We start from the raw sequence: 23,731 nt of genomic DNA on the forward strand, positions 1-23,731 counted from the left end.
ATATTTTCGAATTAAAGTACCAAACAAATACTGCAAGCATCTACTATCTTTCTTCTATATAAAAGACCCAGTTACATAAACTGAGTCCTTTTCATATCATCTTAGTTCAAGGTCAACACATCATCACCAGCTTGTACGTTTGTACCAGTAGGAGCTTTCATCACAAAGTCATTAAAGACATGTGAATTTGTGACAGTGACAATAACCGTATCATCAAGTCCAGCTTTTTTGATTGCTGGATCCCAGAATTCAATCAATTTATCACCCTTTTTAACATGCTCTCCTTCAACCACATAAGAGACAAATCCTGTTCCTTTTAGTTTCACGGTTCCAATACCAATGTGAATCAACAAGACAATACCATCTTCAGAAACCAAACCAACAGCGTGGCGAGTGGTAAAGACTTGACGAACCATTGCATCAAACGGTGCATAAACACAACCATCGCTTGGTTTAATAGCAAAGCCTTTACCAAGACCTTCTTTTGCAAAGATTGGGTCTTTTACATCTGACAAGGCAATCAGTTGACCTGCAATTGGAGCTGAGATGTTAAGACCACCATCTGTTTCGACCTCATCTTCGATGTATTCGTGTCCCCAAGTACGTTCAAGTTCTTCAACAATTTCAGCGTGTTTTTCTTCAGTTAATTTAACACGGAAGAAGAAAACCAAACTACTTAAAATAATCAAAGCAAACGGTAAAGCAAAGACGTGAAGTTTGAAAGAAATAATTCCTGCTTTTGTAATGGAATCAGCTGTCGCACCTGTTGTCATCCCAGCAGCAACCGCTGCTGCACCAATGACAAGATTTGAAATAGCACCACCAAATTTATCCAACAAAGGACGAACTGACAAGGTCAAAGCTTCATCACGGTGACCAAGTTTCCATTGACCGTATTCCACACAGTCTGTGATAATCATCAAGACCACTAGAAAAACAAGAGGTTGGGGAATAAAGAATAATTCAGCAGCAAGTAAAACAAGAGCTAGTGATGTTCCGGCTACTGAAAAGAGCCCGATACCACAAAGCATTACAGCGATACAAGCAAAGAACAAATTACGACGATTCAATTTTCCAGCTAATTGTGGGAAAAGAGAAACTGAAAGCAAACCGACAACCGTATTAATCGTACCTAAGATTGAAAATTGAGCGGCGTGTCCCATGATGTAAGTGAAGTAATACAATTCAGAAGCATTTAAAATACTAATCCCAGTTGTATACAAAACATATGACAAAGCAATCGCCATTAATTGATCGTTTTTAGTTAAGACTTTAAGAACATCTTTAAAGCCTGTTTTTTCGGTATTTTTACGAAGGTCGGACTCGATTTCATGTGTACCAAAGGCTACAGCCAAAACGGTTAACACACCCAACAAAGCCACAATAAAAGCAAACCAGAACTAACCACGGTTATCTCCTGCACCGCCATTACGATGAAGTGAGAAGAAAAGAACGATTGGCATAATCACAACACCAACGATATTAGCACCGATAGTTGAACCAATACGTGCAAAAGTTGCTGTTTTTTCACGTTCTTCAGAGCTAAATGATAGTGCTGGAACCATTGACCAAAAACCGATATCTTTAAAAGAATAAAAAATATCCATCGTGATATAGATGAAGGCAAAGATAATCAAGTAAAGCACTGGATTTGTCTTGTTAAGTCCACCCATATCAGTAAATAAAATCAATAAAGCAAGTGAGCTGATTGTACCACCAGCTACTACCCATGGTTTAAATTTTCCCCAGCGTGTCTTTGTATTGTCAATCATATTTCCAATAAAAGGGTCAATAATCAATTCAACAATACGCAAACCTGCGATAATCTGAGTGATATACAAAACCATGCGATTATTTTGTGCTGCATCACCTGTATTAAATAAGTGTGAGGTAATAAAAGTGATGAAGTATGTTGACAAGGTCGCATAAAAAATATCGTGACCAAATGCCCCAAAAGCATATGAAATGCGTGAAGTAGCTGCGGATTTTTTCAAATCTTTGCTTGCATGAGTCGTTTGATTCATAGAACTCTCCTTCTTCTAACAACTTTGTTTTTTGATTACATGATTATAGTAAACGCTTTCCTAAACAAAGTTAATAAGTTTTAGTAAAGTTTTACTAATTTTTAGTTTTATTTATCAAACTATTTCAGAAATAAATATCTAAATTTTCTGAAAAATGATATAATAACTATCAAATACTTGACGGAGGTTCTCCTATGATTCAACTTTCTTTAACCAATGTTAGTCTAGAACGACAGAATAAAAAACTCTTAAATAATGTCACTTGGCAAGTCAACAAGGGTGAACACTGGGCAATTCTTGGGCTTAACGGCTCTGGCAAAACATCCCTTCTAAAACTCATCACAGCAGAATATTGGACCAGCCAGGGAAATGTGGAAGTTCTTGGAAATAAATTTGGTGGCACAGATATCAGCAATATGCGTACCAAAATTGGTATCGTTGGCTCTTTCATCGCCGAACGATTATCCCCACACATGCTAGCTGAAAAAATCGTCCTAACTGGAAAATATAAATCCAGCATTCTCTACACAGAATACGGCGAAAAAGAACTTGAAGAAGCCAGACAAATGCTCATCTCAATCGGAGGTGAACATCTGCTTGGACGTATTTACGCTAGCCTTTCACAAGGTGAAAAGCAACTTCTTCTTATCGCAAGGAGCTTAATGGAAAGTCCAGAAATCCTAATTCTCGATGAAGCAACTAGTGGACTTGACCTTTTTGCACGTGAAAAATTGCTGACGCAAATTGAACAAATCACTAGTTTGCCAAATGCGCCAACTATTATCTATGTTACTCACCACGCTGAAGAAATCACACGTTCCTTCACCCATGTTCTCCTGCTCAAAAAAGGAAACATCATCGCCAAAGGACCAAAAAATGAAGTTCTGACTGAAAAGATTTTATCTGATTTTTATGACCAACCAGTCTCAATCGTGCCACTTGGTGATGAACGTGTCTACATCAAACCTGAATTTAAATAACGAAAAACCTCTATGATTACTCATAGAGGTTTTCTTGTTAACGTAATTTTTCAACCATTACCAAAAATGGTGGTTGGTGAATTTGGTTAAGAGGTTTGTAAAGCATGGTTGCAAACTCTTTTTGATCGAGCGCTGAGATAAAGTCAAGCACTGCGTCTTTTTCCATGTCGCCACCTTCATGACCATAATAAATCATGATGGCTAAACGCCCACCGATTTCAAGACGTTCTAAGATTTTTTCAATCGCTACAAGCGTCGTATCTGGTTTGGTAATCACTGTTTTATCAGCACTTGGCAAATAGCCCAGATTGAAAATCGCTGCGCGGATAGGCTCACTAACGTACTTGTCAAGATTTTGATGCCCATCAAGAATCAACTGTGCATTTGAAATAGCTTGTTTTTCTAAGCGTTCTTTGGTGCTTTTTAAAGCTTGTTCTTGCACATCAAAAGCATAAACCTTTTTAGCATGCTGGGCTAAAAAAGCTGTGTCATTACCATTTCCCATTGTCGCATCAACAGCTACTGCACTAGCATCTAGCACTTCTACCAAAAAATCATGCGACAAATGCAAAGGTCGTTTTATCATGATTTAGACTCCTCTTCTACCTTACAGCCTTGATAAGAGCCACGGCGTTCCATTTCTTTATCAATAGCATTCAAGACTTCCCATTTTTTAAGACTCCACATTGGACCAATCAACATATCACGCGGAGCATCACCTGTAATACGGTGAATAACAATATTTTTCGGAATAATTTCCAATTGGTCACAAATGATGTTAACGTACTCGTCCATACTGAGCAATTTCAAACGCCCTTCATGGTAATCACGTTGCATTTTCGTACTTGTCATCAAATGAAGCAAATGAAGTTTGATTCCGTCAATTTCATTATCAGTCACACAACGTCGAACATTCTCAACCATCATCTCATGGGTTTCCCCTGGAAGACCATTAATCAAGTGAGAAACAATTTCAACCTTAGGAGCTAATTCACACAGACGTTTCACCGTTTTAACGTAAAGGTCATAAGTGTGAGCACGGTTAATGATTTTAGACGTTTCATCATAAGTGGTCTGCAAACCAAGCTCAACAGTTACGTGCATGCGTTCAGACAACTCAGCAATGTAGGCAATGGTTTCATCAGGCAAGCAGTCAGGACGTGTTCCGATATTAATTCCAACAACACCAGGTTCGTTAATCGCTTGTTCATAGCGTTCACGAATCACATCAACCGTGTCATGAGTATTGGTAAAGTTTTGGAAATAAACCAAGTATTTCTTAACTTCTGGCCATTTGCGGTGCATGAAATCTATTTCTTTATAAAATTGGTCACGAATTGGAGCATCTGGAGCTACGATAGCATCACCAGAACCTGATACCGTACAGAAAGTACAGCCACCATGCGCTACCGTTCCATCACGGTTAGGACAATCAAAGCCCGCATCAATAGGAACTTTAAAAATCTTTTCTCCAAAAATTTCGCGATAATAATCATTTAGAGTATTGTAACGTTTTTTCATAGCTTTTATTATAACACTTTCTAAGCACGAGACAAACTTAAGTCATCTTAAAAAGACGACCCGTCGGTCGCCTCCTTAATACTTAATCTTGTTTTCCTTGGAAACGCCATTCAAAACGCTTCTTGTCATAAATTGGGTATACAGCTAGAGAGATAGCAAGAGCTAGCAACCAGCCACCTAAGATATCTGTTGGGTAATGCACACCTAGATAGATACGAGAGACAGCCGTTAAAAGCGCAAGTACTAGCACCAAAGCTTGCAAAAGTCGCTTAGCAGCTGTTTTGGTCAAATGTTGCTCGATAATAATCATCAAGCTGATAGCCACAACCATACTTGATGCCGCATGCCAACTTGGGAACGATGGCCCCATTGGACGTTTAACCAAGAATTCCAAACTTGGTCTTGGACGATTATAAAGGTACTTAAAGACTGTTGAAAAAGCCCCCATTAAAACCAAATTGCCAGCTAAGAGAAGGCCTTCCGTTTTCCAATTTTTTCGGAAATAGAAAAAAGCTGCAATTGCAAATGTATAGACAAAGACTAAAGCTTCATGACCAAAATTTGTGATGACTTTAAAGAAAGAAGTCAGATGAGCTGGTAAGTCTCCTCGAACGCTTAATTGAATACTTGAATCAAGTCCTGAGACAGCTTCAGGATAGAATTTTACAACGTAGCCTAACACCATAAATATCACGAGAAACGTTGAGCCAAGTGTAAAATAGGTTTGTTTGTGTTTCATGTTTATACCTTTCACGAGAATTTAGTGCAACAGTATTATTATAACGCAGTTCATTTTTTAAGCCTAGCCAAAGCCTCTAAATTCTGTGGCAAAACTGTGGCAGTTTAAACAAAGGTTAAGTTCGATAGCAGATTAACTAAAAAGCCTAGGACTCTGTCCCAGACTTATCATGTATTTATTTGGTTAAAATCGGTTTTAGGCATGTCCATAAGATAAAGAAGGAAATAGAGAAAATCACTCCTTCAATCAAGTTAAATGGGACAACCATTGCAAAAAGGTAATTTCCTAAACCTAGAATAGCTGAAATATCAAAGTTAGCAAATTGAGCATAAAGTGGCACTGCATAGATATAGTTTAATACCAACATAGCCACGGTCAAACCAATCGTTCCCACAACTGAAGCCAAAACAAAAGTTTTCAAACTTGGTTTTCGATTCCAGATGAAAGCCATCGCTAGCAAGAAAACTCCTAAAGCAACCACATTCATCGGCATACCAATCAAGGTGGTAATACCGCCATTATTTAGCATGAGTTTTAGAAGTGTTCGCAAAATCAAAATTCCAAGCGCGCTTTGCAAGTCAATCATCACAAGACCAACTAAGACTGGTAAGATTGAAAAATCAAATTGCAAGAAGCTAGCTGATGGAATCAAGGGAAATTGCAAATACATCAACAAAAACGAAAGCGTCGATAAAATGGCAATATGCGCCAATTTACGTGTGTTAGTCATAGTTTCAGGCATAAAAAAGTTCCTCCAATTTTCTCAAATTGAAAGAAGGCGTTCGAGTATATTGCTGTAGCCAAAAAGCCTAAGCAAACTCTTGGTCTTCTCCCATCCAGACTTTACTGTCGGTTCTGGAATCTCACCAGATCAACTGCCAAGCAGCTCGCGGACTTTCATATTGCTCTCGTTCTCTTAGCAAACAACGAGAGGCAACACCGCCGGTCGGGAATTGCACCCTGCCCTGAAGACACCCTTAGAATATCAAAAAAAATCAAGCTCTGCAATGTTTTTGGCTGAAAAAGCTTGATTTTATGCTGATTTTCCTCACTTTTTGGACTTTTATACGTTAAAAGCAGCCCTTAAGGACTGCTTTTCTTTTATTTTAGTTTATCATGCTCGTAAGTGTGGCTGAGTTCCAAATTTGGAAATGCTTGTTGGCGAAGAGCTTCATAAACAATCATGCAGACGGTATTTGACAAATTCAAGCTGCGCACGTGTTCATCATTCATCGGAATACGAAGCGCTTTTTCAGGATTTGCTCGCATGAAGTCTTCAGGAAGTCCTTTATCTTCACGACCGAAAAGGAAATAATGATGTTTGCCATCATTGTAGTTTTCGTCAGAATAAACTTTTTCAGCGAATTTACTAATCAAGTGAACTTGCCCATCACATTTTTCCATAAATTCTTCAATGCTATCATAGAAAGTCACATCAAGTTTGTCCCAGTAATCAAGCCCTGCGCGTTTCATTTTGCGGTCATCAATTGGGAATCCCATTGGACGAATGATGTGTAGTGGTGTATTGGTTGCAGCACAAGTTCTAGCAATATTTCCTGTATTTTGTGGAATTTGTGGTTGAAAAAGAACGACATGATTGACAGCCTTAGTAGCCTCTTCTTGGTAATCAAGTTCTTCGATATTCATAACTATTCCTCTCCGTTTTTTGACATAAAAATAAACCACACTGCCCGGAGTCAAGCTCAGCAAACAGCGTGGTTGGCGGCGATTCATTAACTTAAATCATAACAGGTTTGATTTAAACTAACGAATTCTTGTAAATTATTATAACACTTTAACATGCAAAGTCAACGTATTTGACGCGAAAATGTCACGTTTTTACAGCTTTTTTCAATGTTTTTTCGATGTAAGCCTTTTCTTTTAAAAAATTAAAAGAAGCCTTGATATGAAAGGCTTCTTAAAGATTTATTATTTCTTCAAATGATATGAATAAGTTGCAATGATGATGTCTTCATACCAACGCAAACGCGCACGGATACGTAGACTCATTTGGTTGTGAAGCATATTTTGCCAACTGTGTTTTGGAATGAATTTTGGAATAATAACTGTCATGGTGTGATTATTTTTCTTAGCTTCATGATTCATTTTTTGAACAAACATCATGGTTGGTTTCACAATATCACGGTAGTTTGATTCAATATTGACAAAGGTAACATCTGGGAAATAGTGTTTGAATTCTTCTTCAACTTCTAAGTCTTTTTCACGTGTTTCCAAAGTTGATACGTGCATGGCAACAACCGTTTGTCCAATACTTTTAGCATAGTTGATAGCACGAATACTTGCTTGTGTCATATTGCCGACCAAAATCAAAACCGTATTACCATCATAATGGATATTCTTAACATCATCTGTCAAACGAAGTTGCATGGCAACATTCTTGTAGTGATTCTTAATAGAATGGAACAAGAACATCAAGACAAAGATGATTGGGAAGAATGGCCAGATTTCACCAATTCTAAAAATCAATAAAATCAAAATGATGAGGTAACAAATAATAGCTCCTAAGATATTAGCCACAGAATGTTTCAAATAGCCTTGGCCAAATTTGCGTTTCCAGTGAATGACCATCCCTGTTTGTGAAAGGGCAAATGGAATAAATACCCCAATGGTATAAAGCGGAATAAGACGCTCAGTTGAACCGTTAAAGATACAAAGAAGAGCAATCGCTCCAACTGCCAGGGTGATGATACCATTTGAATAGCCAAGACGTGCCCCTTTTTCCATAAAGAGGTGAGGCATGTATTTGTTCTTAGCCATGTTGAAAGATAACATTGGAAAGGCAGAAAAGCCAGTATTTGCAGCAACTGCCAAGATTAAGGCTGTTGATAATTGGAAAATGTAGAACAAAGCATTTCCGATTGTTGAATCACCAAAGATACGTTGCGCAATTTGAGCCAAAATCGTTACATGAGCTGATGGCGTAATTCCTAACCAGTAGTTTAGGAATGTAATCCCTGCAAACATAATACCAAGAATTAGTGACATGATAGCAAGGGTACCAGCTGCATTTTTTTCTTTTGGTTTCTTGAAAAATGGCACCGCATTTGAAATAGCTTCAACACCAGTAAGCGAAGCTGAACCGCTGGTAAAGGCTCTCAGCAAAAGAATGATAGACACTCCTGGAACCACTTTACCAATGTGAGCTGTTGCCGTATAAGCCAAGTGCCCCGTCAGAATTTGAAAGGCACCATAAGCAATCAAGAATAAAATACTTACAATGAACAAATAAACTGGAATCATCAAAGATTTTGCCGATTCGCGCAAACCACGCAAATTCATAAACATCAAGGCCAAAACCAGAACAATCGAAATTTCTAAATTAAATTCCTTAATGGCTGGAAAAGCTGATGTAATAGCATCGGCACCAGATGAAACCGAAACGGCTACTGTTAACATATAGTCAACCAACAAGCTACCACCTGCAATTAATCCCATACTTGGTGATAAATTTTCCGTAGATACCATGTAGGCACCGCCGCCTTTAGGGTAAGCATGGATAACTTGTTGATAAGAAATCGTTAGGCTTGCTAACAATACCAAAACCAAAAGTCCAATTGGTAAAGACCACCAAATTGCCGCCGCAGAAATAGTTGTCAAAACTAAGATAACTTGTTCTGGACCATAAGCAATTGATGAAAGGGCATCGCTGGACAGCATCGCCAAGGCTTGTGATTTGGATAGCAGATGATCCTCGTCAGTCTCGCCAGCTGATTCCAGGGGATTACCAATAAAAACATTTCGTAACTTTTCAAGCATTGAAATTTCTCCCTAAAATTAGATAACGACTCATTATAGTTCTCTCACTGACATTTCGCAAGCGTTTTGATGATTTGTAACCTAATTTTAACAATCATTGTTAGCTTTGATAAATCAAGCTTAATCCCTTGTCAACAGTTGGAATGGCTAGTATTTTTAAGAAAAATAGAGTAATATAGATACGATACATTTCGGAGGTTAAAATGAAAATAATTGTTGTCGGCGGAGGTAAGGTCGGTACCGCACTTTGTCGCTCACTTGTTGAAGAAAAACACAATGTCGTCTTAATTGAAGAAAAAGAAGCCGTTTTAAAAAACATTACCAAACGTCACGATATTATGGGAATCGTTGGTAATGGGGCTAACTTTAAAATTCTTGAGCAGGCTGATGTTGCTAACTGCGATATCTTCATTGCTCTGACTGATAAAGACGAAGTTAATATGATTTCAGCCGTTCTTGCCAAACAAATGGGGGCTAAAGAAACGGTTGTCCGTGTTCGTAACCCAGAATACTCAAATGCTTATTTCAAAGATAAGAATTTCCTTGGCTTTTCTTTGGTGGTCAACCCAGAGCTGTTAACAGCACGCTATATCGCTAACACTGTTGACTTTCCAAATGCCCTTTCTGTCGAGCACTTTGTCAATGGTCGTGTCATGCTGATGGAATTTGTGATTTCTGATGGCAGCAAGCTTTGCCACATGAGTCTAAGTCAATTCCGTAAAAAATTCGGTAATTTAGTGATCTGTGCTATCGAGCGTCGTGGAAAATTAATCATACCTGACGGTGATGCAACGCTACAAACAGCTGATAAGATTTTCGTTACAGGAAATCGTATTGACATGATTCTTTTCCACAATTCTGTAAAAACCAAATCCATCAAAAATATGATGATTATTGGTGCTGGACGAATTGCTTACTACTTGCTCAACATTCTTAAGAACACTAAGATGAATCTTAAGGTCATTGAAAATAATCCTGAGCAAGCTCAAATGTTCAGCCAAGAATTTCCAAATGTCCATGTCGTCCAAGGCGATGGTACGGCTAAGAGTGTGCTTTTGGAAGAATGTGTGGAAAACTTTGATGCAGTCGCAACACTAACAGGGGTGGATGAAGAAAACATCATCACTTCTATGTTCCTTGAAACACTTGGTGTGCGAAAAAACATCACCAAAGTTAACCGTACTAGCTTGCTTGAGATTATCGATACTAGCCAATTTTCAAGTATTGTCACACCAAAAAGTATTGCGGTTGATAGCATGATGCACTTCATTCGTGGTCGTGTAAACGCCCAAGACTCAAACCTTGATGCCATGCACCATGTTGCTAACGGTCGTATCGAAACCTTGCAATTTGAAATTCGTGAAAACAATAAAATGGCAGGTAAGAGTCTGTCATCACTAAAATTCAAGGAAAATATTCTTATCGCTGCGATTATCCGCAAAGGCAAAACCATTTACCCAACTGGTGAGGATGTCTTTGAAGTTGGTGATAAGATTGTCGTTGTAACCTTCTTGAAAAACATCACGCGCATCTACGATTTGTTAGCGAGGTAAGCTATGAATAAAAGTATGGTTCGTTACCTCCTTTCAAAATTACTCTTAATCGAAGCTTCTTTGATGTTGGTGCCTGTGATTGTGGCTTTCATTTATCATGAAGACATGCGCGTGATTAACAGTCTGGTCATCACAATTGGAATGCTTGTCATCATTGGACTTCTTGGAGTTGCTTTCAAGCCAAAGAATTACCATGTCTACACCAAAGAGGGACTCTTAATCGTTGCTCTATGTTGGATACTCTGGTCATTCTTTGGAGCACTGCCATTTGTACTTTCAGGACAAATTCCAAGCATCATTGACGCTTTCTTTGAAATGGTTTCTGGATTTACCACGACTGGTGCCACTATCTTACCTGATGTTGCGGTGCTATCACACTCTCTCCTCTTCTGGCGAAGTTTCGCCCACCTTATCGGTGGTATGGGAGTGCTGGTGTTTGCGCTAGCCATTATGGAAAATAGTAAAAATAGTCACTTGGAAGTCATGCGTGCTGAAGTGCCTGGACCTGTTTTTGGTAAAGTGGTTTCTAAACTGAAAGAAACAGCGCAAATTCTTTATGTCATTTACCTCAGCATGTTTGCCATTTTGATGGTTATTTTGATGGTAGCTGGCATGCCTGCCTTTGACAGTGTTATCACTGCAATGGGGTGTGCTGGTACTGGTGGATTTGGGGTTTACAATGATTCAATTGCCCATTACAACAGTTCACTAATCACAAATATTGTCTCAATCGCCGTACTTCTTTTTGGTATTAACTTTAACTTGTACTACTTCTTATTACTTCGTAAGTTTAAAGCATTCTTTAAAGACGAAGAACTAAGAACTTATATTGGGATTGTTGTGATTGCAACAGCTCTAATCTGGTTGAATGTCAGCGGCCTTTACCCAAGCGCTGGTAAAGCTTTGGAAAATTCATTATTTGAAGTGGCTAACGTTATGACAACAACAGGATTTGGAGTAACTGATTTGACCGTTTGGCCTTTATTTGCTCAGGTTATTCTGCTCTTTCTCATGTTTGTCGGAGGATCTGCTGGATCAACTGCAGGTGGTATTAAGGTCATGCGTGCACTAATTCTAACGAAAATCGCAAGAAATCAAGTGCTCTCAACTCTTTATCCAAACCGTATCATGACTATTCACATCAACGAACAACCCCTTGATAAGGAAATTCAGCACGGTGTTCTTAAGTATTTGACGCTTTACGTTTTCTTACTTCTAGGATTGACCTTGATGTTATCGCTTGATAATAATAACTTTATGGTTGTTGTCAGCGCAGCAACATCAACCTTTAACAACATCGGACCAATGCTTGGCACAAGCCAAACTTTTGCCATCTTTAGTCCATTTTCAAAATTACTCATGTCATTTGCCATGATTGCAGGACGCTTGGAAATTTACCCAATGCTGCTTCTCTTCATTCCAAAAACATGGTCTAAATATTAATACACAAAAAGAGGAAAGCTCAGCTTTCCTCTTTCTTTTTGCGATAATCTTTATTGCGCTTCAAAGTAAAATAGTCTGGCACTGGATCGTCCCCACCTTCTACAAAGGGATGGCAACGCAAAATCCTTGCCATTCCCATAATGACCCCCTTTAGCCCATGCTTTTCAATCGCTTCAATCATGTAATTCGAACAGCTTGGTCGATAGCGACATGATGGAGGGGTCATGGGGGAAATTCGTTTTTGATACCATTTAACAAGCGCAATAAGTAGTTTTTTTATCATTTTTGTTTGTTAACAGCCAAATTATGCAATTGGCTAATTTCTTTTTTGCTCAAACGACGTGATTCACCTGGGCGAAGTCCTGATAAATCCAAAGTACCAAAGTTCGTACGAGACAATTTATCCACCAAAAGTCCAACTGATTCGAACATTTTCTTAACTTGGTGGTTGCGTCCTTCATGGATAGTCAATTCAACCACTGAACGATTTTTCTCAGGATCCACTTTGATAATGTTGTAACGAGCTGGTTTTGTCTTTTTGCCATCGATAACAACACCACGTGTCAATGGACGAAGATTTTCTTTTGTCGCAAGCCCTTTAACACGCGCCAAGTAGACTTTATCAATTTCATTACGCGGGTGAATCATTTCATCTGTGAAATCACCATCATTTGTCAAAATCAAAAGTCCAGTAGTATCCCAGTCCAAACGTCCAACAGGGTAGATACGTTCTGTAACATTTGGTAGCAAGTCAACAACCGTTTTACGGCCTTTGTCATCTGATACACTTGAAATCACACCACGAGGTTTATTAAGAAGGTAGTAAACTTTTTCTTCGTTATAGATTGGTGTCCCTTCAACTTCAACAACATCACCAGCTTTAACCGTTGTAGCTAGTTCTGTGACAACTTTACCGTTGATGGTTACCAAACCTCTTTTAATCAAGTCTTCAGCTTTACGACGGCTGGCAATTCCCGCGTGGGCAATGTATTTATTAATTCTCATATTCTTTCCTTTAACTGCTTTTTAGCTATTTTACATCATTTCGTCAGTTTTAGCGAGTTCTGTTTCTTCTTGGGCTAATTCTGGCTCTTCAAAAAGGGTCATTTCTTCATCAACCACTTCGATATTTGACACGTCGATCAGCTCACTTAGGTCATTAATTCCCATAAAATCTAGGAAATAATCCGTTGTCGCATAAAGATTTGGTCGCCCAATCACTTCTTTTTTACCAGCTTCGCAAATTAAACCTAAAGCCATTAATTTGCTGATGGCACTGCTAGAATTCACACCACGAATATCATCAACTTCAATACGTGTTATCGGCTGTTTGTAAGCAATAATGGATAAAACTTCCAAACTTGCACGTGATAAGCTTTGATTGACTGGCGCTTTTGCAAAATCACGAAGTAAATCAGCAAAAATCTCTTTAGTCACGATTTTATAACAACCTGCTGTCTCAATCAAACAAAGACTTGATGACTCGTCAGTTTCGTATTTCTGTGCTAATTTTTCCAGCTGTTGTTGGAGCGCCGTTGGTGTTAAATTAACCATACTAGCCAAATGACGTAAGCTCAAGCCTTCTTCACCTGCTACAAAAAGAAGGGCTTCAATCTGAGCTAAATAGTTCATATAACTTCCTTTCTTAAGTTTGTTTACCAAGGGTTATCGTTTTTTCACTCAACTAACACTTCGTAAAACAATATCTCCAAAGTTTTCCTCTTGTTCTACTTCCACCTCATGGACTTTAATCAATTCTAAAGTCGCTAAAAATAGGGTAATCATTTCTGGAATAGATTGACATTCTTTGAAAACCTTGTTCAAAACAAGTTTTTTAGACTGACTGAGACGTTCTGAAATAACTGTCATCATGTCCTCAATGCGATAATCATCACGCTCAACAACCGTATGACTGTTTTTCAATTCTCTTTGCTTTTCAGCCATAACATGTGAAAATGACAAGAAAAGATCCATAATCGTCTTGTCGTGAGCCAGAACCGCATCTTCAAAAATTAATTCTTGTTTTGGTTTTGAGTAAAATTTAGCACGTTCATCGTGCTGGGCTGACATTTCCTCACTAATCGCCTTGAAGCGACGATATTCTTCGATTTGTGTCAACAATTCTTGTTCAGGGTCATCTTCTTCTGGCTCTGCTTCAACAATTTTTGGAAGTAGCTTACGGCTTTTAATCAGCATCAGCTGACTGGCCATAACCATATATTCACCAGCCACTTCTAATTTCATGGCTTGTAAGGTTGAGATATAAGCCAAATACTGCTCGATAACTTCCACGATTGGAACATCGTAAATATCCATCTGATATTTAGAGACCAAGTGCAAAAGCAAATCCAGAGGCCCTTCAAAATCTTTTAATTTAATATCCATTAGTTATAAAATTTCTCTAAAGTCACTGGACTCTTAAGCCCTAAATTGCGACTAACTTCTAATAAAGATTTTCCTGCTGCTTTTTGATGTAAAACATATTGACGGCGCATATCCTGCGCTGATAAGTCTTCTAAACCCAAAGAAGCCAAAAATGCCTTTAATTGATTAAAGAACCATTGTCTTGAATAAGATTTACCTTGATTATCAAAAAGATAAATCTGTTCTTCAGACAAATTGGCAGTTATGTAATCAAGCAATTTTGCAGGAACTTCTAGCACTCTGACCAAGCCAGCTTTCTGCACGCGCAAAACAGCAAAAGTCTTGTCCAAATCAGCAACTTTTAAGCCTTGAAGGTCACTAGACGACAAGCCCAGTTCAATCATCAAAAGCGCAATTAACTGACCAGCCTGGTAAGGACTTTCTTGATAAAAAGCCGAATAATCCAGCAACTCCTTACTAACCGGTTTAGTAGCCAATTTTTCTTTATTGCTTAACTTATAAAAACGATCTAAGCGCTCAGTATCATACAAAAAATACAAAAACTGATTTACCGCTGAAATCTTACGCTTTTTGGCTGAGGTTTTTAAAGGTGCCAATGAATGCTCATAAAGCGCCAGCTTTTCTTTGCTGACCTTGCCATCAACAGCCTCAACAAATTGCTGCAAATCATAAAAATAAGCATTTTTAGAATTCTCTGAGAGAGACTTACTGTCAATAAATTCTTGGATAAAATCAATCATCTTTCGGGGTAATCGTATAATAATCAGTGAAATCGTGTAAGAGACTATTAACAGCCTTTAGAATCGATTTACGCGTAATAATGCCTAGGAAGTGGTTATTTTTATCTAAGACTGGCAAGAAAGGATAATCTACCAATAAGTGCATGATATCTGTTAAGCTTGAAGTATCACTAATGGTTTGTAATTTGGTATTAACCATCTTACCAATATCAGTCTGAGCCAATTCCCAATCAGTCAATTGATTTTTAGCTTGATAAGACATAATGTCAGCAATGCTGATAGTTCCAACGTATTCTTTATCTTTTGTGATGACAGGAACACGTGAATAACCATTATTAGCTAAAAGCAACATGGCGTGGTCTGAATTATGCGTATCAATAAAAATCGCTAAATCTTCTGCCGGAATCAAGTAATGATCCAAATGGCTAAGAAGAAATTCTTCAAATTCTTTTGCTATCATCTGTCAAATTCCTTTGAAAGTACCGGATAGAGTTTGTGGTCACGTGTGTAAAAATCAACCTTAATCTTGTCTTTAGTGATAGTCACTTTCGCATAAAGCTTTTCTTTGACATCACCACGAGGTTGAAGAACACTACCTGGATTGATAAAGACAGTTTTTCCATTACGCCAAGCTGCTGCTCGGTGCAAGTGACCGTAAAGGCAGATATCTGCATCTTCTTCTTGAGCAAATAAATCCAATCTATCCCATGTAAAATTAATGTTATAAAGGTGTCCGTGAGTCTGTGCTATGACAATATCATCAAGATAAGTCGTTAATCTTTCAGGATAGCCATTGTCGTAATCACAATTACCACGAACCACTTTAATACCATCCCAAATAGGATCTGAACTTGGTAGTTCAGAATCACCATTATGGAAAATGGCATCAACTTCTCCTTGATAACGTTGTTTAATATTGCTAATAATCTCACGATCACCGTGAGAATCACTCATTACAATTATTGTTCTGCTTTCCATACTGGGAATGCCTCCATTAATTTCTTAACAGCCAACCCGCGATGTGAGATTTCATTTTTTTCATCTGCTGTCAATTCAGCAGCATGACGTCCAGTTTCACCAACTAAAAATAGTGGGTCATAACCAAAGCCGTTGTCGCCTTTGGCTTCCATAGCAATGTAGCCAGGCCAATCTGCTTCAACAACCAAACTTTCTTTATCTGGTGCAGCAACCACAAGTGTTGTGTGAAATTGCGCTGAACGGTCTTTCATATCAAATACCATTGCCAATTCATGAAGCAATTTAGCGTTATTTGATTCGTCTGTAGCGTCTGGGCCAGAGAAACGAGCTGACCACACACCAGGAAGACCGCCAAGGACATCAACTTTCAAGCCAGAATCATCAGCCAGAACCATTTTTCCAGTTAATTTTGAAATTGTTTCGGCTTTCAAGCGTGCATTTTCTTCAAAAGTCATTCCTGTTTCTTCCACTTCAGGCAATTCTGGGTGGTTGTTTAGGTTTTCAACTTTGATGCCAAGTTGATCAAACATTTTACGAAATTCTTTGGTTTTACCTTCATTGCGTGTGGCAATCAAGATTGTATCACCAAAAGCATTTTCAGATGATTTTCCAAAAAAGGCTGACGCAGCAACACCATCTTCAGGCAGATGCACAAATAACAATTGGTCATCTTCAGTAACCACAACCGCACCCGCACGTTGTTGCACTTCTAAATGACGATTAGTTTCTTCGTTAATCATGCCAACAACAAAGCGAATCAATTGAAAATCAGATGATTTTTTCACAACAGTGACATTGTAGCCGTTGAATTCATCTTTATGGCAGCCACCTTCACCGTGTCCGTGACATTTGCCACAGCATTTGCTTGCAACAAGTTTTGCGACTTGTTGGCTCAATTCATAAAGATCGTCACCGCAGACATTTCCAAGACCTGAAATGGCATTGAAGCCACCCCACTCGCCAAGGAACCAATTTTCTTTATCTTTATACTCATAAATTTTATCAGCCATTTATTACCATCTCATTTCTATTTGTTCAACTTTTCCAAATCAACATGTTGCACATCAATGTCAGTTCCTAGCCAGTTCACAGCAATTTCTTTAAAGCGCTGGCTACTTGCCGTTGTGTAGAAATGGTGATCAACAGCATTTTCAGTGCGACTATGATTAATTTCAAAGTAATTTAATAACACCGACACATCTCGAATACATTCAGCACCACTATCGATTAGTTTAACGTTCGGTCCCATCACATTTTGAATGATTGGACGAAGTAGTGGGTAATGCGTACATCCAAGAACCAATGTGTCAACTTTGCCAACAAGCGGCGCTAAACTTTCGTAAACGACTTTTTTAGCAACACTTGAACCCATTTCATTTGACTCAACGATTGGAACAAACTTGGGACAAGCTAGACCGCTAACTTCCATTTTGGGTGATAATGATTTTATCTTTTCAGGGTAAACTTCTGAATTAATGGTCATCGGAGTTCCGATAATCCCAATTTTACCGTTACGCGTCGATTTAATCGCGGCACTAGAACCTGGTAAAATAACACCAAGAACAGGAATATCAAGTTTCTCTTTAACTTCTTTCCAAGCAACTGCTGTCGCTGTATTACAAGCAAAGACAATCATCTTAACATTTTTAGTTAACAAGAAATTAACCAATTCCCAAGTGTATTCTCTAATTTGCTCAGCAGGTCTAGGACCGTAAGGAGCTCTTGCTGAGTCTCCAATATATACAATTTCTTCATGTGGCAGTTGGCGCATCAATTCACGCACAACTGTTAAACCACCAACTCCAGAATCTAAAAAACCAATTGGTCTATTATCCATAGAATCTTCTTTCTAATAAGGGAATTAGACTTAGAAAAAACCCAGTTGGTGAGCCAACTGAGTCATTCATTTCTGAGCTCTGTGCTCGAAAACGTTTGTTAAAGACTGACTTGTATGTAAGGTCAAAAACTATCAAACAATAAGTCATCCGCCTTTAGCATTTTTCAAACCAAAGCGTAAAGATTATTTTTTAGCTTTTGCTGCAGCTGCTTTTGATTGTTTGATAATGTTACGGTACGTTTGTTGAATTTTTGCTTCACTAGGTTTTTGACCCATTTGGCTCATCATTTCACGGATCGCATCAGGCGTCAAGCGTGGGTGTTCACCGATTTCCTTTTCAAACTGTTTACGAGCGATAAAAACGCCACCAACAAGGCCACCAAACAAAGCAACCAAAACTAACAAAATCCAAAGAAATGTTGTCATGAATATTTTCTCCTAAGTTTTTTACATAATTCATTATAGCAAAAATGGAAAGAGTTTACAAATTCTTGAAAGCTTTTTCTTAAGCATAAAAACAATAAAATTGGGAGACCATTTCAATTATTTGTATTTCCTTTTTTAAAATTATTCTCAGACAACCACTTTTTATACAGCTCAGCAAATCTCATTTCTTCATCGTCACTGTAGCCGTTAAAAACAAACTTGGTCGATATCTTCCTGATTAAAATAAAAAATTTGTTCAGGATTTAATCCCATTGGATAAATCGCTGATGAATAATCAAATAGAACATCTTCTCCATTTTGCTTAATTGTTACACCACGATTTAAAATCATCAATTTCTGACTACCATCTTTTAAATACACAATACTCCCAATTGGTAATATATTTAACATAAAACTCCCCCATTTATTAAATTTCTTCGATTTTTTCAAAATCAAGATGATTTAAATTGTAATTTACCCCAATTGGCAAAATTCGATACGAAAAAGTAAATATAGCAAATGAAAACAAACCACTTAGAATTAAAAGTGTTATTTCATCATAAAAAAGATAAAATCCCAAGCAAAAGAGCGTAAACATTACAAATATCGGGCCTAAGCCATAAACACGTTGATTATCTGTTTTTAGCACCAATTTCATGCATTTCCTGTTTACTAATTTCTTTTTCACTCTTTTGTCCTCATACTTAAAAACACCTAGGTAAATGAAATATCCAATAGTTAATGATAAAATGAACAACAATACTTTTTGAAAGAGATTATCTACAATTCCAGTTGCCTTCAAATTATTTTCTAAAAAGTTATACAATATTTTTAAAAATGGCTGTACCATCAAAACAACCGCCGTTGTTCCCAATTGTGATTTTTTAAGATTAAACAAATTGTCTTTATCATCACTTTCAAATAAAATTGCTTCAACATTCTGTGCTTTATGTCCCCAAAAATATAATTTTGAACTCATACTCACATTATCTAAAATATATTTTTTTCCATTCATTCTGATAACATGGTAGCTTCCTGAAACTTGTGTTATTCTAAACTCCATTAACTAAATTTCCTTCAACAATCGAACTTTGTATTCAGCTCCTTCGTTAAATGATCCAAATGCTAAAAGTAAAACAATAAATATTATAATTCCTGATCCTATCATAAAGAAATAATTTCCATATTTCAATTCAATCCAAACTGAAACGGCAGCTATAAAATAAATCATTAAGTATAAAAACATTAATTTTGTAATTTTCTTGTATCCATCAAGTCTAATCTTTACTTTTTGTTTTTCCATAAAAATCTGTGGGTAATTTTCACTCACTTTGTTAAATTCCCTTTTGCTCCATAAATTAATCAACAAAATATCTGCAAGGACAATAAATAATAATATTAATAAATTAATACTAAACCCAAAATCTACCTCCAATAGATAGATAATTTTTTTAAAAATTGAACTAAGAAAAATAATTAAAGAGGTAATAAAAGTTATGCTGATAGTTTCGCTCTTATTTTCTTGATTTAGTGTCCTCAAATTCTGATAAGTTTCTTTAGAAATTTCGTAACAATTCTGTGTAAAAATCCAACTCATGGGCAAAAAAATAAAGCAAAGTAAATTAACAGGATATCTATCGAATAAAAAGAACTTATCTTTATAATTAAAAACTAAATAACGAAAGTTTACTTGACTAAACTTTATTCTCACAATATACTCCTATATTATTTTAATCAGCAAGAGAACCTTGAAAACAATTTCCAACATTATCAATTGTATTTCCAAATTGATCAACTTTATTTTTTACATTTTTATCATTTTCATAAAGATACTCAAAACCTACACTAGCAATAGTTCCAACCGCAATTCCAGCAGCTGCAACCCCAACGGCTGCCCAACCAACTGGATTTGAAACTAAAAATGTTGTAAGCGCCGCAGTAGTTACCGAACCAGCCCCCCAACCAATCCCCGTTGAAATAGCATTGTGAGAGATAGCTTGTCCAACCGAGCTACCATCATTTTTAATGTCATCGTACATTCCTAAAACAAATCCTGCCCCCATAAAAGCTTTACCTATATAGTTCCCTGTACTCGCAATTTTCTTACCATGGGAAACCATTGAAACTCCAGCACCATTCAAATTCACTAACACAAACGAGTTATTTTTAGCAGGACCTTTGATACCTTCAGACACCGTAACAATTCCACCAATTCTTTGGTATCCCAATCCAAGTTGCTCTACAGAAGTTGAAAAAATATCGTTACTTAAATCATTAACTATGCTATCTCTGTTATTATTAACAAAGTTAGTCAAATCAATTGAATCACTGTAAGATATATTTTTCATCACAACATTTTCCATCATATACCCACTATACTTGGAATCATACAAATTTTTAGCGAGTTCGTTTTTGAGATGGTCTTTCCTAGCTTTGCCGTTAACGACTGATTTAACTTCTTTAACTTCCGTTTTGAAGTCTGTCTTCTTGTAAAAATCTTTAGCTTTTTTGCTTGTATATGAGCTACTGCCTAGGTCTGACAAACTACTGATTTGCGTGTTCTGTTCGTCTAAAACATCGCCTACTTCGCTTGTAAAGACAGTATTATTAAAAATCCCCATGTCCTTGATGGTGTTGGTTAGGACTTTTTTAGCACCTTTGAATTCTGAGACGGCATCGTCTGTTGTCACTTTAGTCAGCGTGACAATGTCTGCGACTTCATCAATTGCCTTGTTAATCGCGTCGGAGCCTGTCTTTAATTGCTCTAGCGGCGAGTCGAACTTGTCTACCATTTGTTGTAAGACATCCGTATCAATAATGGCAGAGTCGCTATTTTCACTCACAATACTCTTAAAAGTGCTGATAAGGTTATCATAACCTTGTGAGATGACATCCAAACTGTTCACATAGTTAACAAAGGCACTTGGTAATTATTAATTTTATTATCAATCGCATCTTTAACATCACCTTTTAGCGCCTCTGAATTGGCTGCGCTTTTTAGTTTTTTCTTGGCACTTGATAGTTGACTCTTTGTTTGGCTGATAGAGCTTTTGAGGCTATCACGCTGCTCTATGACCTCGCTCATCTTAATCTTCATAAATCTCTCCCAAGTAATCGTTTTTCTAAGTATTATAGCATAAAATAAACAGACTTTCAGATATTCTCAGATATAAAACTTTAACTAAAAAACACCCGCTTTATGTCAATCTATTTTTTGATTGCACAAGCGAGTGCTTTATGATGTTATTTAGTTATCAAAATCAAATCCTTTAATGGTTGCAAAATAATCTTCTGGTGTTTCGGCACGGCGGATTAAACGTGCACTGCCATCTTCTTGATAAAGAACCTCAGCTGAACGCAAACGTCCATTATATTGATAGCCCATTGAAAAACCATGCGCACCAGTATCATGAATGACAAGCGTATCTCCAACACGCGCTTCAGGTAATTCACGCTGTTTAGCAAATTTATCATTGTTCTCACAAAGTGATCCAACAACATCTACCACTTCTAGTTTGCCATTAGGATTAGTCATATTAGTAATGTGATGATAGGCGTCATACATGGCTGGGCGCATCAAATTAACCGCTGATGCATCAACGCCAATATAAGTTCGGTAAGTTTGTTTACGGTGACGAACCTTGGTTACAAGCAAACCATGCGGCGCTAACATGAAACGACCAAGTTCAGTAAAGATTTTCACATCACCAAGTCCAGCAGGAACCAACACCTCATCAAAGACACGGTGGACCCCCTCACCAATGATTGCAATATCATTAGCTTTTTGTTCTGGACGGTAGTTGACTCCAACACCACCAGATAAATTGATAAAGTTAATCACGACGCCAGTTTTTTCCTTCACCTCAACAGCTAATTCAAATAACTGGCGGGCTAACTCTGGGTAGTAATCATTGGTCACTGTGTTTGAAGCAAGGAATGAATGAATACCAAAGTTTTTGACGCCTTCTGCTTTCAAATCTTTAAAACCTTGAATCAGCTGGTCTTTGGTCATCCCAAATTTTGATTCTTCAGGATTGTCCATAATATCTGTTCCAAGCGAAAAAACACCACCTGGATTGTATCGAAGTGATACAGTATCGGGTAAGCCTGCCACCTCTTTTAAAAAGGCGATATGTTCGTAAGCATCAAGGTTGATAGTTGCACCGATTTCTCTAGCGTACTTGAATTCACGCGCTGGCGTATCATTTGATGAGAACATGATATCAGTAAAACCTAGCTTGTGGCTCATCAAAAGTTCCACTTCTGTCGCACAATCCACCCCGCAATTTTCCTCTTGTAGAATCTTCAAGATAGCTGGTGTTGGGGTAGCTTTTACGGCAAAATATTCCTTAAACCCTTTATTCCAAGCAAAGGCCTTGTTCAAAGCGCGAGCCTTTTCACGAATCCCTTTTTCATCGTAAAGGTGAAATGGCGTTGGAAATTCATTCGTAATGTTTTGAAGCTCTTTGGCTGAAATAAATGGTGTTTTCATAATTAATTCCTCGAATTTTCAAAATATTAGGACTATTATAACATAAAGACAAGAAATGACCAATGACCTTGGTCTGAAAAACAAAAAAAACTAGTGCAAACAAAGTTGCACTAGTTAATTCATTAATCATCGCTTCCGAACAAGCGAAGCAAATTCAAGAATAAGTTGATAAAGTCAAGGTAAAGACTAAGTGCCATTGAAATAGCCCAGCCATCACCAACTTGACCACCTGTCGCTTCATAAACACGCTTAATCATTTGATTGTCATAAGCGATAAGCCCTGAGAAAATCAATACTGAAATAATACTGATAACAAAGCTCATCATCCCTGAGCCAATAAAAATATTGACAAAGCTTGCAATGATAATACCAATCAAAGCTGCCAAGGCTGCTTTTGCAAAGCCAGACAAATCTTTTTTAATGACAAAACCAAGGACTGACATCACACCAAAGACTAAGGCAGATGAGACAAAGGCTTGTAAAACCGTTGTTTGTGTGTAAGCAACAATGATGAAACTTAAGGTAAAGCCATTCAGAGCTGAATAAAATAAAAACAAAGGCAAAGCAGATGGTGTATTTTTACGAGCAGCACCACTAGCTAAGAAAACCAAAGCCAACTCTAAGAAAACTGCACCATAATAAATAAATGGGTGATTAGTCATGATGTTAATCATATTGTCAGTAAAGACATAAAGCATCAAGAATGAGACAAAGGCTGACAAGCCGATTCCCATACCAACTAATCCATAAATTTTAGCAAAAAAGCGATTCAAACCACTATCGGTCTGTGTGTAAATAATATCGTTCTGATTCAAAAGAATCTCCCTTCCTGATAA

General features: G+C 37.5%; 25 protein-coding genes, 2 pseudogenes and 1 riboswitch. Of the genes and pseudogenes, 3 read left to right on the plus strand and 24 right to left on the minus strand.

What is annotated here, in order from left to right; genetic code table 11:
* Positions 1-101: 101 nt before the first annotated feature.
* Positions 102-2,024 (minus strand): annotated as a pseudogene (locus tag BMX18_RS02800) (PTS sugar transporter subunit IIA).
* A 194-nt stretch (positions 2,025-2,218) separates the two neighbouring features.
* Between BMX18_RS02800 and BMX18_RS02805 the strand changes: the two are divergent.
* Entirely contained in the window at positions 2,219-3,004 is a 786-nt protein-coding gene (locus tag BMX18_RS02805) for an ABC transporter ATP-binding protein (protein WP_093814993.1), read from the plus strand.
* 37 nt (positions 3,005-3,041) lie between these two features.
* Here BMX18_RS02805 and BMX18_RS02810 read toward each other — a convergent pair whose 3' ends face one another.
* The 6 genes from BMX18_RS02810 to BMX18_RS02835 all read right to left on the minus strand — a co-directional run bounded on the left by BMX18_RS02810 (position 3,042) and on the right by BMX18_RS02835 (position 9,041).
* On the minus strand, positions 3,042-3,590 hold the full coding sequence (locus BMX18_RS02810) for a tRNA 5-(aminomethyl)-2-thiouridylate-methyltransferase MnmM (RefSeq protein ID WP_093814995.1): 549 nt from the start codon (positions 3,588-3,590) through the stop codon (positions 3,042-3,044).
* On the minus strand, positions 3,587-4,525 hold the full coding sequence (locus BMX18_RS02815; protein ID WP_093814997.1) for a tRNA modification radical SAM protein MnmL/YtqA: 939 nt from the start codon (positions 4,523-4,525) through the stop codon (positions 3,587-3,589). The genes BMX18_RS02810 and BMX18_RS02815 overlap by 4 nt, the downstream gene beginning before the upstream one ends.
* An 82-nt stretch (positions 4,526-4,607) precedes the next feature.
* Positions 4,608-5,264: a phosphatase PAP2 family protein gene (locus BMX18_RS02820; RefSeq protein ID WP_093814999.1), complete on the minus strand. Its 657-nt coding sequence runs from the start codon at positions 5,262-5,264 to the stop codon at positions 4,608-4,610.
* A gap of 175 nt (positions 5,265-5,439) precedes the next feature.
* Positions 5,440-6,006 carry an ECF transporter S component gene (locus tag BMX18_RS02825; protein WP_074602707.1) on the minus strand — a complete coding sequence of 189 codons (567 nt, stop codon included), beginning with the start codon at positions 6,004-6,006 and terminating at the stop codon, positions 5,440-5,442.
* 78 nt (positions 6,007-6,084) lie between these two features.
* Positions 6,085-6,241, minus strand: a riboswitch (FMN riboswitch).
* A gap of 124 nt (positions 6,242-6,365) precedes the next feature.
* Positions 6,366-6,911 carry a tRNA (cytidine(34)-2'-O)-methyltransferase gene (locus tag BMX18_RS02830; RefSeq protein ID WP_074602710.1) on the minus strand — a complete coding sequence of 182 codons (546 nt, stop codon included), beginning with the start codon at positions 6,909-6,911 and terminating at the stop codon, positions 6,366-6,368.
* Between the two features lie 282 nt (positions 6,912-7,193).
* Positions 7,194-9,041: an APC family permease gene (locus BMX18_RS02835; protein ID WP_039696399.1), complete on the minus strand. Its 1,848-nt coding sequence runs from the start codon at positions 9,039-9,041 to the stop codon at positions 7,194-7,196.
* Positions 9,042-9,244: 203 nt separating this feature from the next.
* Between BMX18_RS02835 and trkA the strand changes: the two genes are divergently transcribed.
* Both trkA and BMX18_RS02845 read left to right on the plus strand, forming a co-directional pair.
* Positions 9,245-10,594 (plus strand): Trk system potassium transporter TrkA, encoded by a 1,350-nt coding sequence (trkA, locus tag BMX18_RS02840; RefSeq protein WP_074560797.1) that lies wholly within the window; start codon positions 9,245-9,247, stop codon positions 10,592-10,594.
* Positions 10,595-10,597: 3 nt separating this feature from the next.
* Positions 10,598-12,037, plus strand: coding sequence for a TrkH family potassium uptake protein (locus tag BMX18_RS02845; protein ID WP_093815001.1), 1,440 nt, complete (start codon positions 10,598-10,600; stop codon positions 12,035-12,037).
* A 19-nt stretch (positions 12,038-12,056) separates the two neighbouring features.
* On the opposite strand, the gene yidD is transcribed toward BMX18_RS02845, so the two are convergent.
* The 17 genes and pseudogenes from yidD to BMX18_RS02925 form a co-directional block, all read right to left on the minus strand.
* Positions 12,057-12,320 (minus strand): membrane protein insertion efficiency factor YidD, encoded by a 264-nt coding sequence (yidD, locus tag BMX18_RS02850; RefSeq protein WP_074560799.1) that lies wholly within the window; start codon positions 12,318-12,320, stop codon positions 12,057-12,059.
* Positions 12,317-13,042, minus strand: coding sequence for a pseudouridine synthase (locus BMX18_RS02855; RefSeq protein ID WP_003066095.1), 726 nt, complete (start codon positions 13,040-13,042; stop codon positions 12,317-12,319). Before BMX18_RS02855 ends, yidD begins: the two co-directional genes overlap by 4 nt.
* 30 nt (positions 13,043-13,072) lie before the next feature.
* The gene (gene scpB, locus BMX18_RS02860) at positions 13,073-13,669 is read right to left on the minus strand and encodes an SMC-Scp complex subunit ScpB (RefSeq protein ID WP_093815003.1); all 597 of its coding nucleotides are present in this window, start codon (positions 13,667-13,669) and stop codon (positions 13,073-13,075) included.
* 48 nt (positions 13,670-13,717) lie between these two features.
* Positions 13,718-14,422 (minus strand): segregation/condensation protein A, encoded by a 705-nt coding sequence (locus BMX18_RS02865; RefSeq protein ID WP_039696395.1) that lies wholly within the window; start codon positions 14,420-14,422, stop codon positions 13,718-13,720.
* Positions 14,422-15,162: a site-specific tyrosine recombinase XerD gene (xerD, locus tag BMX18_RS02870; protein WP_093815005.1), complete on the minus strand. Its 741-nt coding sequence runs from the start codon at positions 15,160-15,162 to the stop codon at positions 14,422-14,424. The genes BMX18_RS02865 and xerD overlap by 1 nt, the downstream gene beginning before the upstream one ends.
* Complete coding sequence (gene cbpB / locus BMX18_RS02875; RefSeq protein ID WP_006532895.1) at positions 15,155-15,622, minus strand: cyclic-di-AMP-binding protein CbpB; 468 nt, start codon at positions 15,620-15,622, stop codon at positions 15,155-15,157. Before cbpB ends, xerD begins: the two co-directional genes overlap by 8 nt.
* On the minus strand, positions 15,619-16,140 hold the full coding sequence (locus BMX18_RS02880) for a metallophosphoesterase (protein WP_074560802.1): 522 nt from the start codon (positions 16,138-16,140) through the stop codon (positions 15,619-15,621). The genes cbpB and BMX18_RS02880 overlap by 4 nt, the downstream gene beginning before the upstream one ends.
* Complete coding sequence (locus BMX18_RS02885) at positions 16,122-17,150, minus strand: nucleoside-triphosphate diphosphatase (protein ID WP_006532897.1); 1,029 nt, start codon at positions 17,148-17,150, stop codon at positions 16,122-16,124. The genes BMX18_RS02880 and BMX18_RS02885 overlap by 19 nt, the downstream gene beginning before the upstream one ends.
* 17 nt (positions 17,151-17,167) lie before the next feature.
* A complete protein-coding gene (gene racE / locus BMX18_RS02890) occupies positions 17,168-17,977 on the minus strand; it encodes a glutamate racemase (protein ID WP_014335198.1) in 810 nt (269 codons plus the stop codon).
* 183 nt (positions 17,978-18,160) lie between these two features.
* Entirely contained in the window at positions 18,161-18,403 is a 243-nt protein-coding gene (locus BMX18_RS02895; protein ID WP_006532899.1) for a YneF family protein, read from the minus strand.
* 113 nt (positions 18,404-18,516) lie between these two features.
* Positions 18,517-18,814 (minus strand): annotated as a pseudogene (locus BMX18_RS02900) (DUF4176 domain-containing protein).
* A 16-nt stretch (positions 18,815-18,830) separates the two neighbouring features.
* The gene (locus BMX18_RS02905) at positions 18,831-19,466 is read right to left on the minus strand and encodes a DUF443 domain-containing protein (protein ID WP_074868334.1); all 636 of its coding nucleotides are present in this window, start codon (positions 19,464-19,466) and stop codon (positions 18,831-18,833) included.
* Between the two features lie 3 nt (positions 19,467-19,469).
* Positions 19,470-20,114 carry a DUF443 family protein gene (locus BMX18_RS02910; RefSeq protein ID WP_074450745.1) on the minus strand — a complete coding sequence of 215 codons (645 nt, stop codon included), beginning with the start codon at positions 20,112-20,114 and terminating at the stop codon, positions 19,470-19,472.
* Between the two features lie 19 nt (positions 20,115-20,133).
* On the minus strand, positions 20,134-21,309 hold the full coding sequence (locus BMX18_RS09445; RefSeq protein WP_257609168.1) for an LXG domain-containing protein: 1,176 nt from the start codon (positions 21,307-21,309) through the stop codon (positions 20,134-20,136).
* On the minus strand, positions 21,306-21,500 hold the full coding sequence (locus tag BMX18_RS09450) for a hypothetical protein (RefSeq protein WP_257609169.1): 195 nt from the start codon (positions 21,498-21,500) through the stop codon (positions 21,306-21,308). Before BMX18_RS09450 ends, BMX18_RS09445 begins: the two co-directional genes overlap by 4 nt.
* 150 nt (positions 21,501-21,650) lie before the next feature.
* The gene (locus tag BMX18_RS02920) at positions 21,651-22,895 is read right to left on the minus strand and encodes a diaminopimelate decarboxylase (protein ID WP_074868336.1); all 1,245 of its coding nucleotides are present in this window, start codon (positions 22,893-22,895) and stop codon (positions 21,651-21,653) included.
* A gap of 122 nt (positions 22,896-23,017) precedes the next feature.
* Positions 23,018-23,710: a Bax inhibitor-1/YccA family protein gene (locus BMX18_RS02925; protein WP_006532901.1), complete on the minus strand. Its 693-nt coding sequence runs from the start codon at positions 23,708-23,710 to the stop codon at positions 23,018-23,020.
* Positions 23,711-23,731: the final 21 nt, after the last annotated feature.

Source organism: Streptococcus sp. 45 (assembly GCF_900108865.1).
Classification (GTDB): domain Bacteria; phylum Bacillota; class Bacilli; order Lactobacillales; family Streptococcaceae; genus Streptococcus; species Streptococcus ruminicola.

What these genes read in the sequence shown, in the direction of transcription:
- BMX18_RS02830 (WP_074602710.1), bottom strand. Translation starts at nt 6,911, where the DNA reads ATGAATATCGAAGAACTTGATTACCAAGAAGAGGCTACTAAGGCTGTC.
- racE (WP_014335198.1), bottom strand. Translation starts at nt 17,977, where the DNA reads ATGGATAATAGACCAATTGGTTTTTTAGATTCTGGAGTTGGTGGTTTA.
- scpB (WP_093815003.1), bottom strand. Translation starts at nt 13,669, where the DNA reads ATGAACTATTTAGCTCAGATTGAAGCCCTTCTTTTTGTAGCAGGTGAA.
- BMX18_RS02855 (WP_003066095.1), bottom strand. Translation starts at nt 13,042, where the DNA reads ATGAGAATTAATAAATACATTGCCCACGCGGGAATTGCCAGCCGTCGT.
- BMX18_RS02835 (WP_039696399.1), bottom strand. Translation starts at nt 9,041, where the DNA reads ATGCTTGAAAAGTTACGAAATGTTTTTATTGGTAATCCCCTGGAATCA.
- BMX18_RS02920 (WP_074868336.1), bottom strand. Translation starts at nt 22,895, where the DNA reads ATGAAAACACCATTTATTTCAGCCAAAGAGCTTCAAAACATTACGAAT.
- BMX18_RS02810 (WP_093814995.1), bottom strand. Translation starts at nt 3,590, where the DNA reads ATGATAAAACGACCTTTGCATTTGTCGCATGATTTTTTGGTAGAAGTG.
- yidD (WP_074560799.1), bottom strand. Translation starts at nt 12,320, where the DNA reads ATGATAAAAAAACTACTTATTGCGCTTGTTAAATGGTATCAAAAACGA.
- BMX18_RS02825 (WP_074602707.1), bottom strand. Translation starts at nt 6,006, where the DNA reads ATGCCTGAAACTATGACTAACACACGTAAATTGGCGCATATTGCCATT.
- BMX18_RS02905 (WP_074868334.1), bottom strand. Translation starts at nt 19,466, where the DNA reads ATGGAGTTTAGAATAACACAAGTTTCAGGAAGCTACCATGTTATCAGA.
- BMX18_RS02820 (WP_093814999.1), bottom strand. Translation starts at nt 5,264, where the DNA reads ATGAAACACAAACAAACCTATTTTACACTTGGCTCAACGTTTCTCGTG.
- xerD (WP_093815005.1), bottom strand. Translation starts at nt 15,162, where the DNA reads ATGATTGATTTTATCCAAGAATTTATTGACAGTAAGTCTCTCTCAGAG.
- BMX18_RS02880 (WP_074560802.1), bottom strand. Translation starts at nt 16,140, where the DNA reads ATGGAAAGCAGAACAATAATTGTAATGAGTGATTCTCACGGTGATCGT.
- cbpB (WP_006532895.1), bottom strand. Translation starts at nt 15,622, where the DNA reads ATGATAGCAAAAGAATTTGAAGAATTTCTTCTTAGCCATTTGGATCAT.
- BMX18_RS02865 (WP_039696395.1), bottom strand. Translation starts at nt 14,422, where the DNA reads ATGGATATTAAATTAAAAGATTTTGAAGGGCCTCTGGATTTGCTTTTG.
- BMX18_RS09450 (WP_257609169.1), bottom strand. Translation starts at nt 21,500, where the DNA reads ATGAAGATTAAGATGAGCGAGGTCATAGAGCAGCGTGATAGCCTCAAA.
- trkA (WP_074560797.1), top strand. Translation starts at nt 9,245, where the DNA reads ATGAAAATAATTGTTGTCGGCGGAGGTAAGGTCGGTACCGCACTTTGT.
- BMX18_RS02895 (WP_006532899.1), bottom strand. Translation starts at nt 18,403, where the DNA reads ATGACAACATTTCTTTGGATTTTGTTAGTTTTGGTTGCTTTGTTTGGT.
- BMX18_RS02805 (WP_093814993.1), top strand. Translation starts at nt 2,219, where the DNA reads ATGATTCAACTTTCTTTAACCAATGTTAGTCTAGAACGACAGAATAAA.
- BMX18_RS02885 (WP_006532897.1), bottom strand. Translation starts at nt 17,150, where the DNA reads ATGGCTGATAAAATTTATGAGTATAAAGATAAAGAAAATTGGTTCCTT.
- BMX18_RS02845 (WP_093815001.1), top strand. Translation starts at nt 10,598, where the DNA reads ATGAATAAAAGTATGGTTCGTTACCTCCTTTCAAAATTACTCTTAATC.
- BMX18_RS02815 (WP_093814997.1), bottom strand. Translation starts at nt 4,525, where the DNA reads ATGAAAAAACGTTACAATACTCTAAATGATTATTATCGCGAAATTTTT.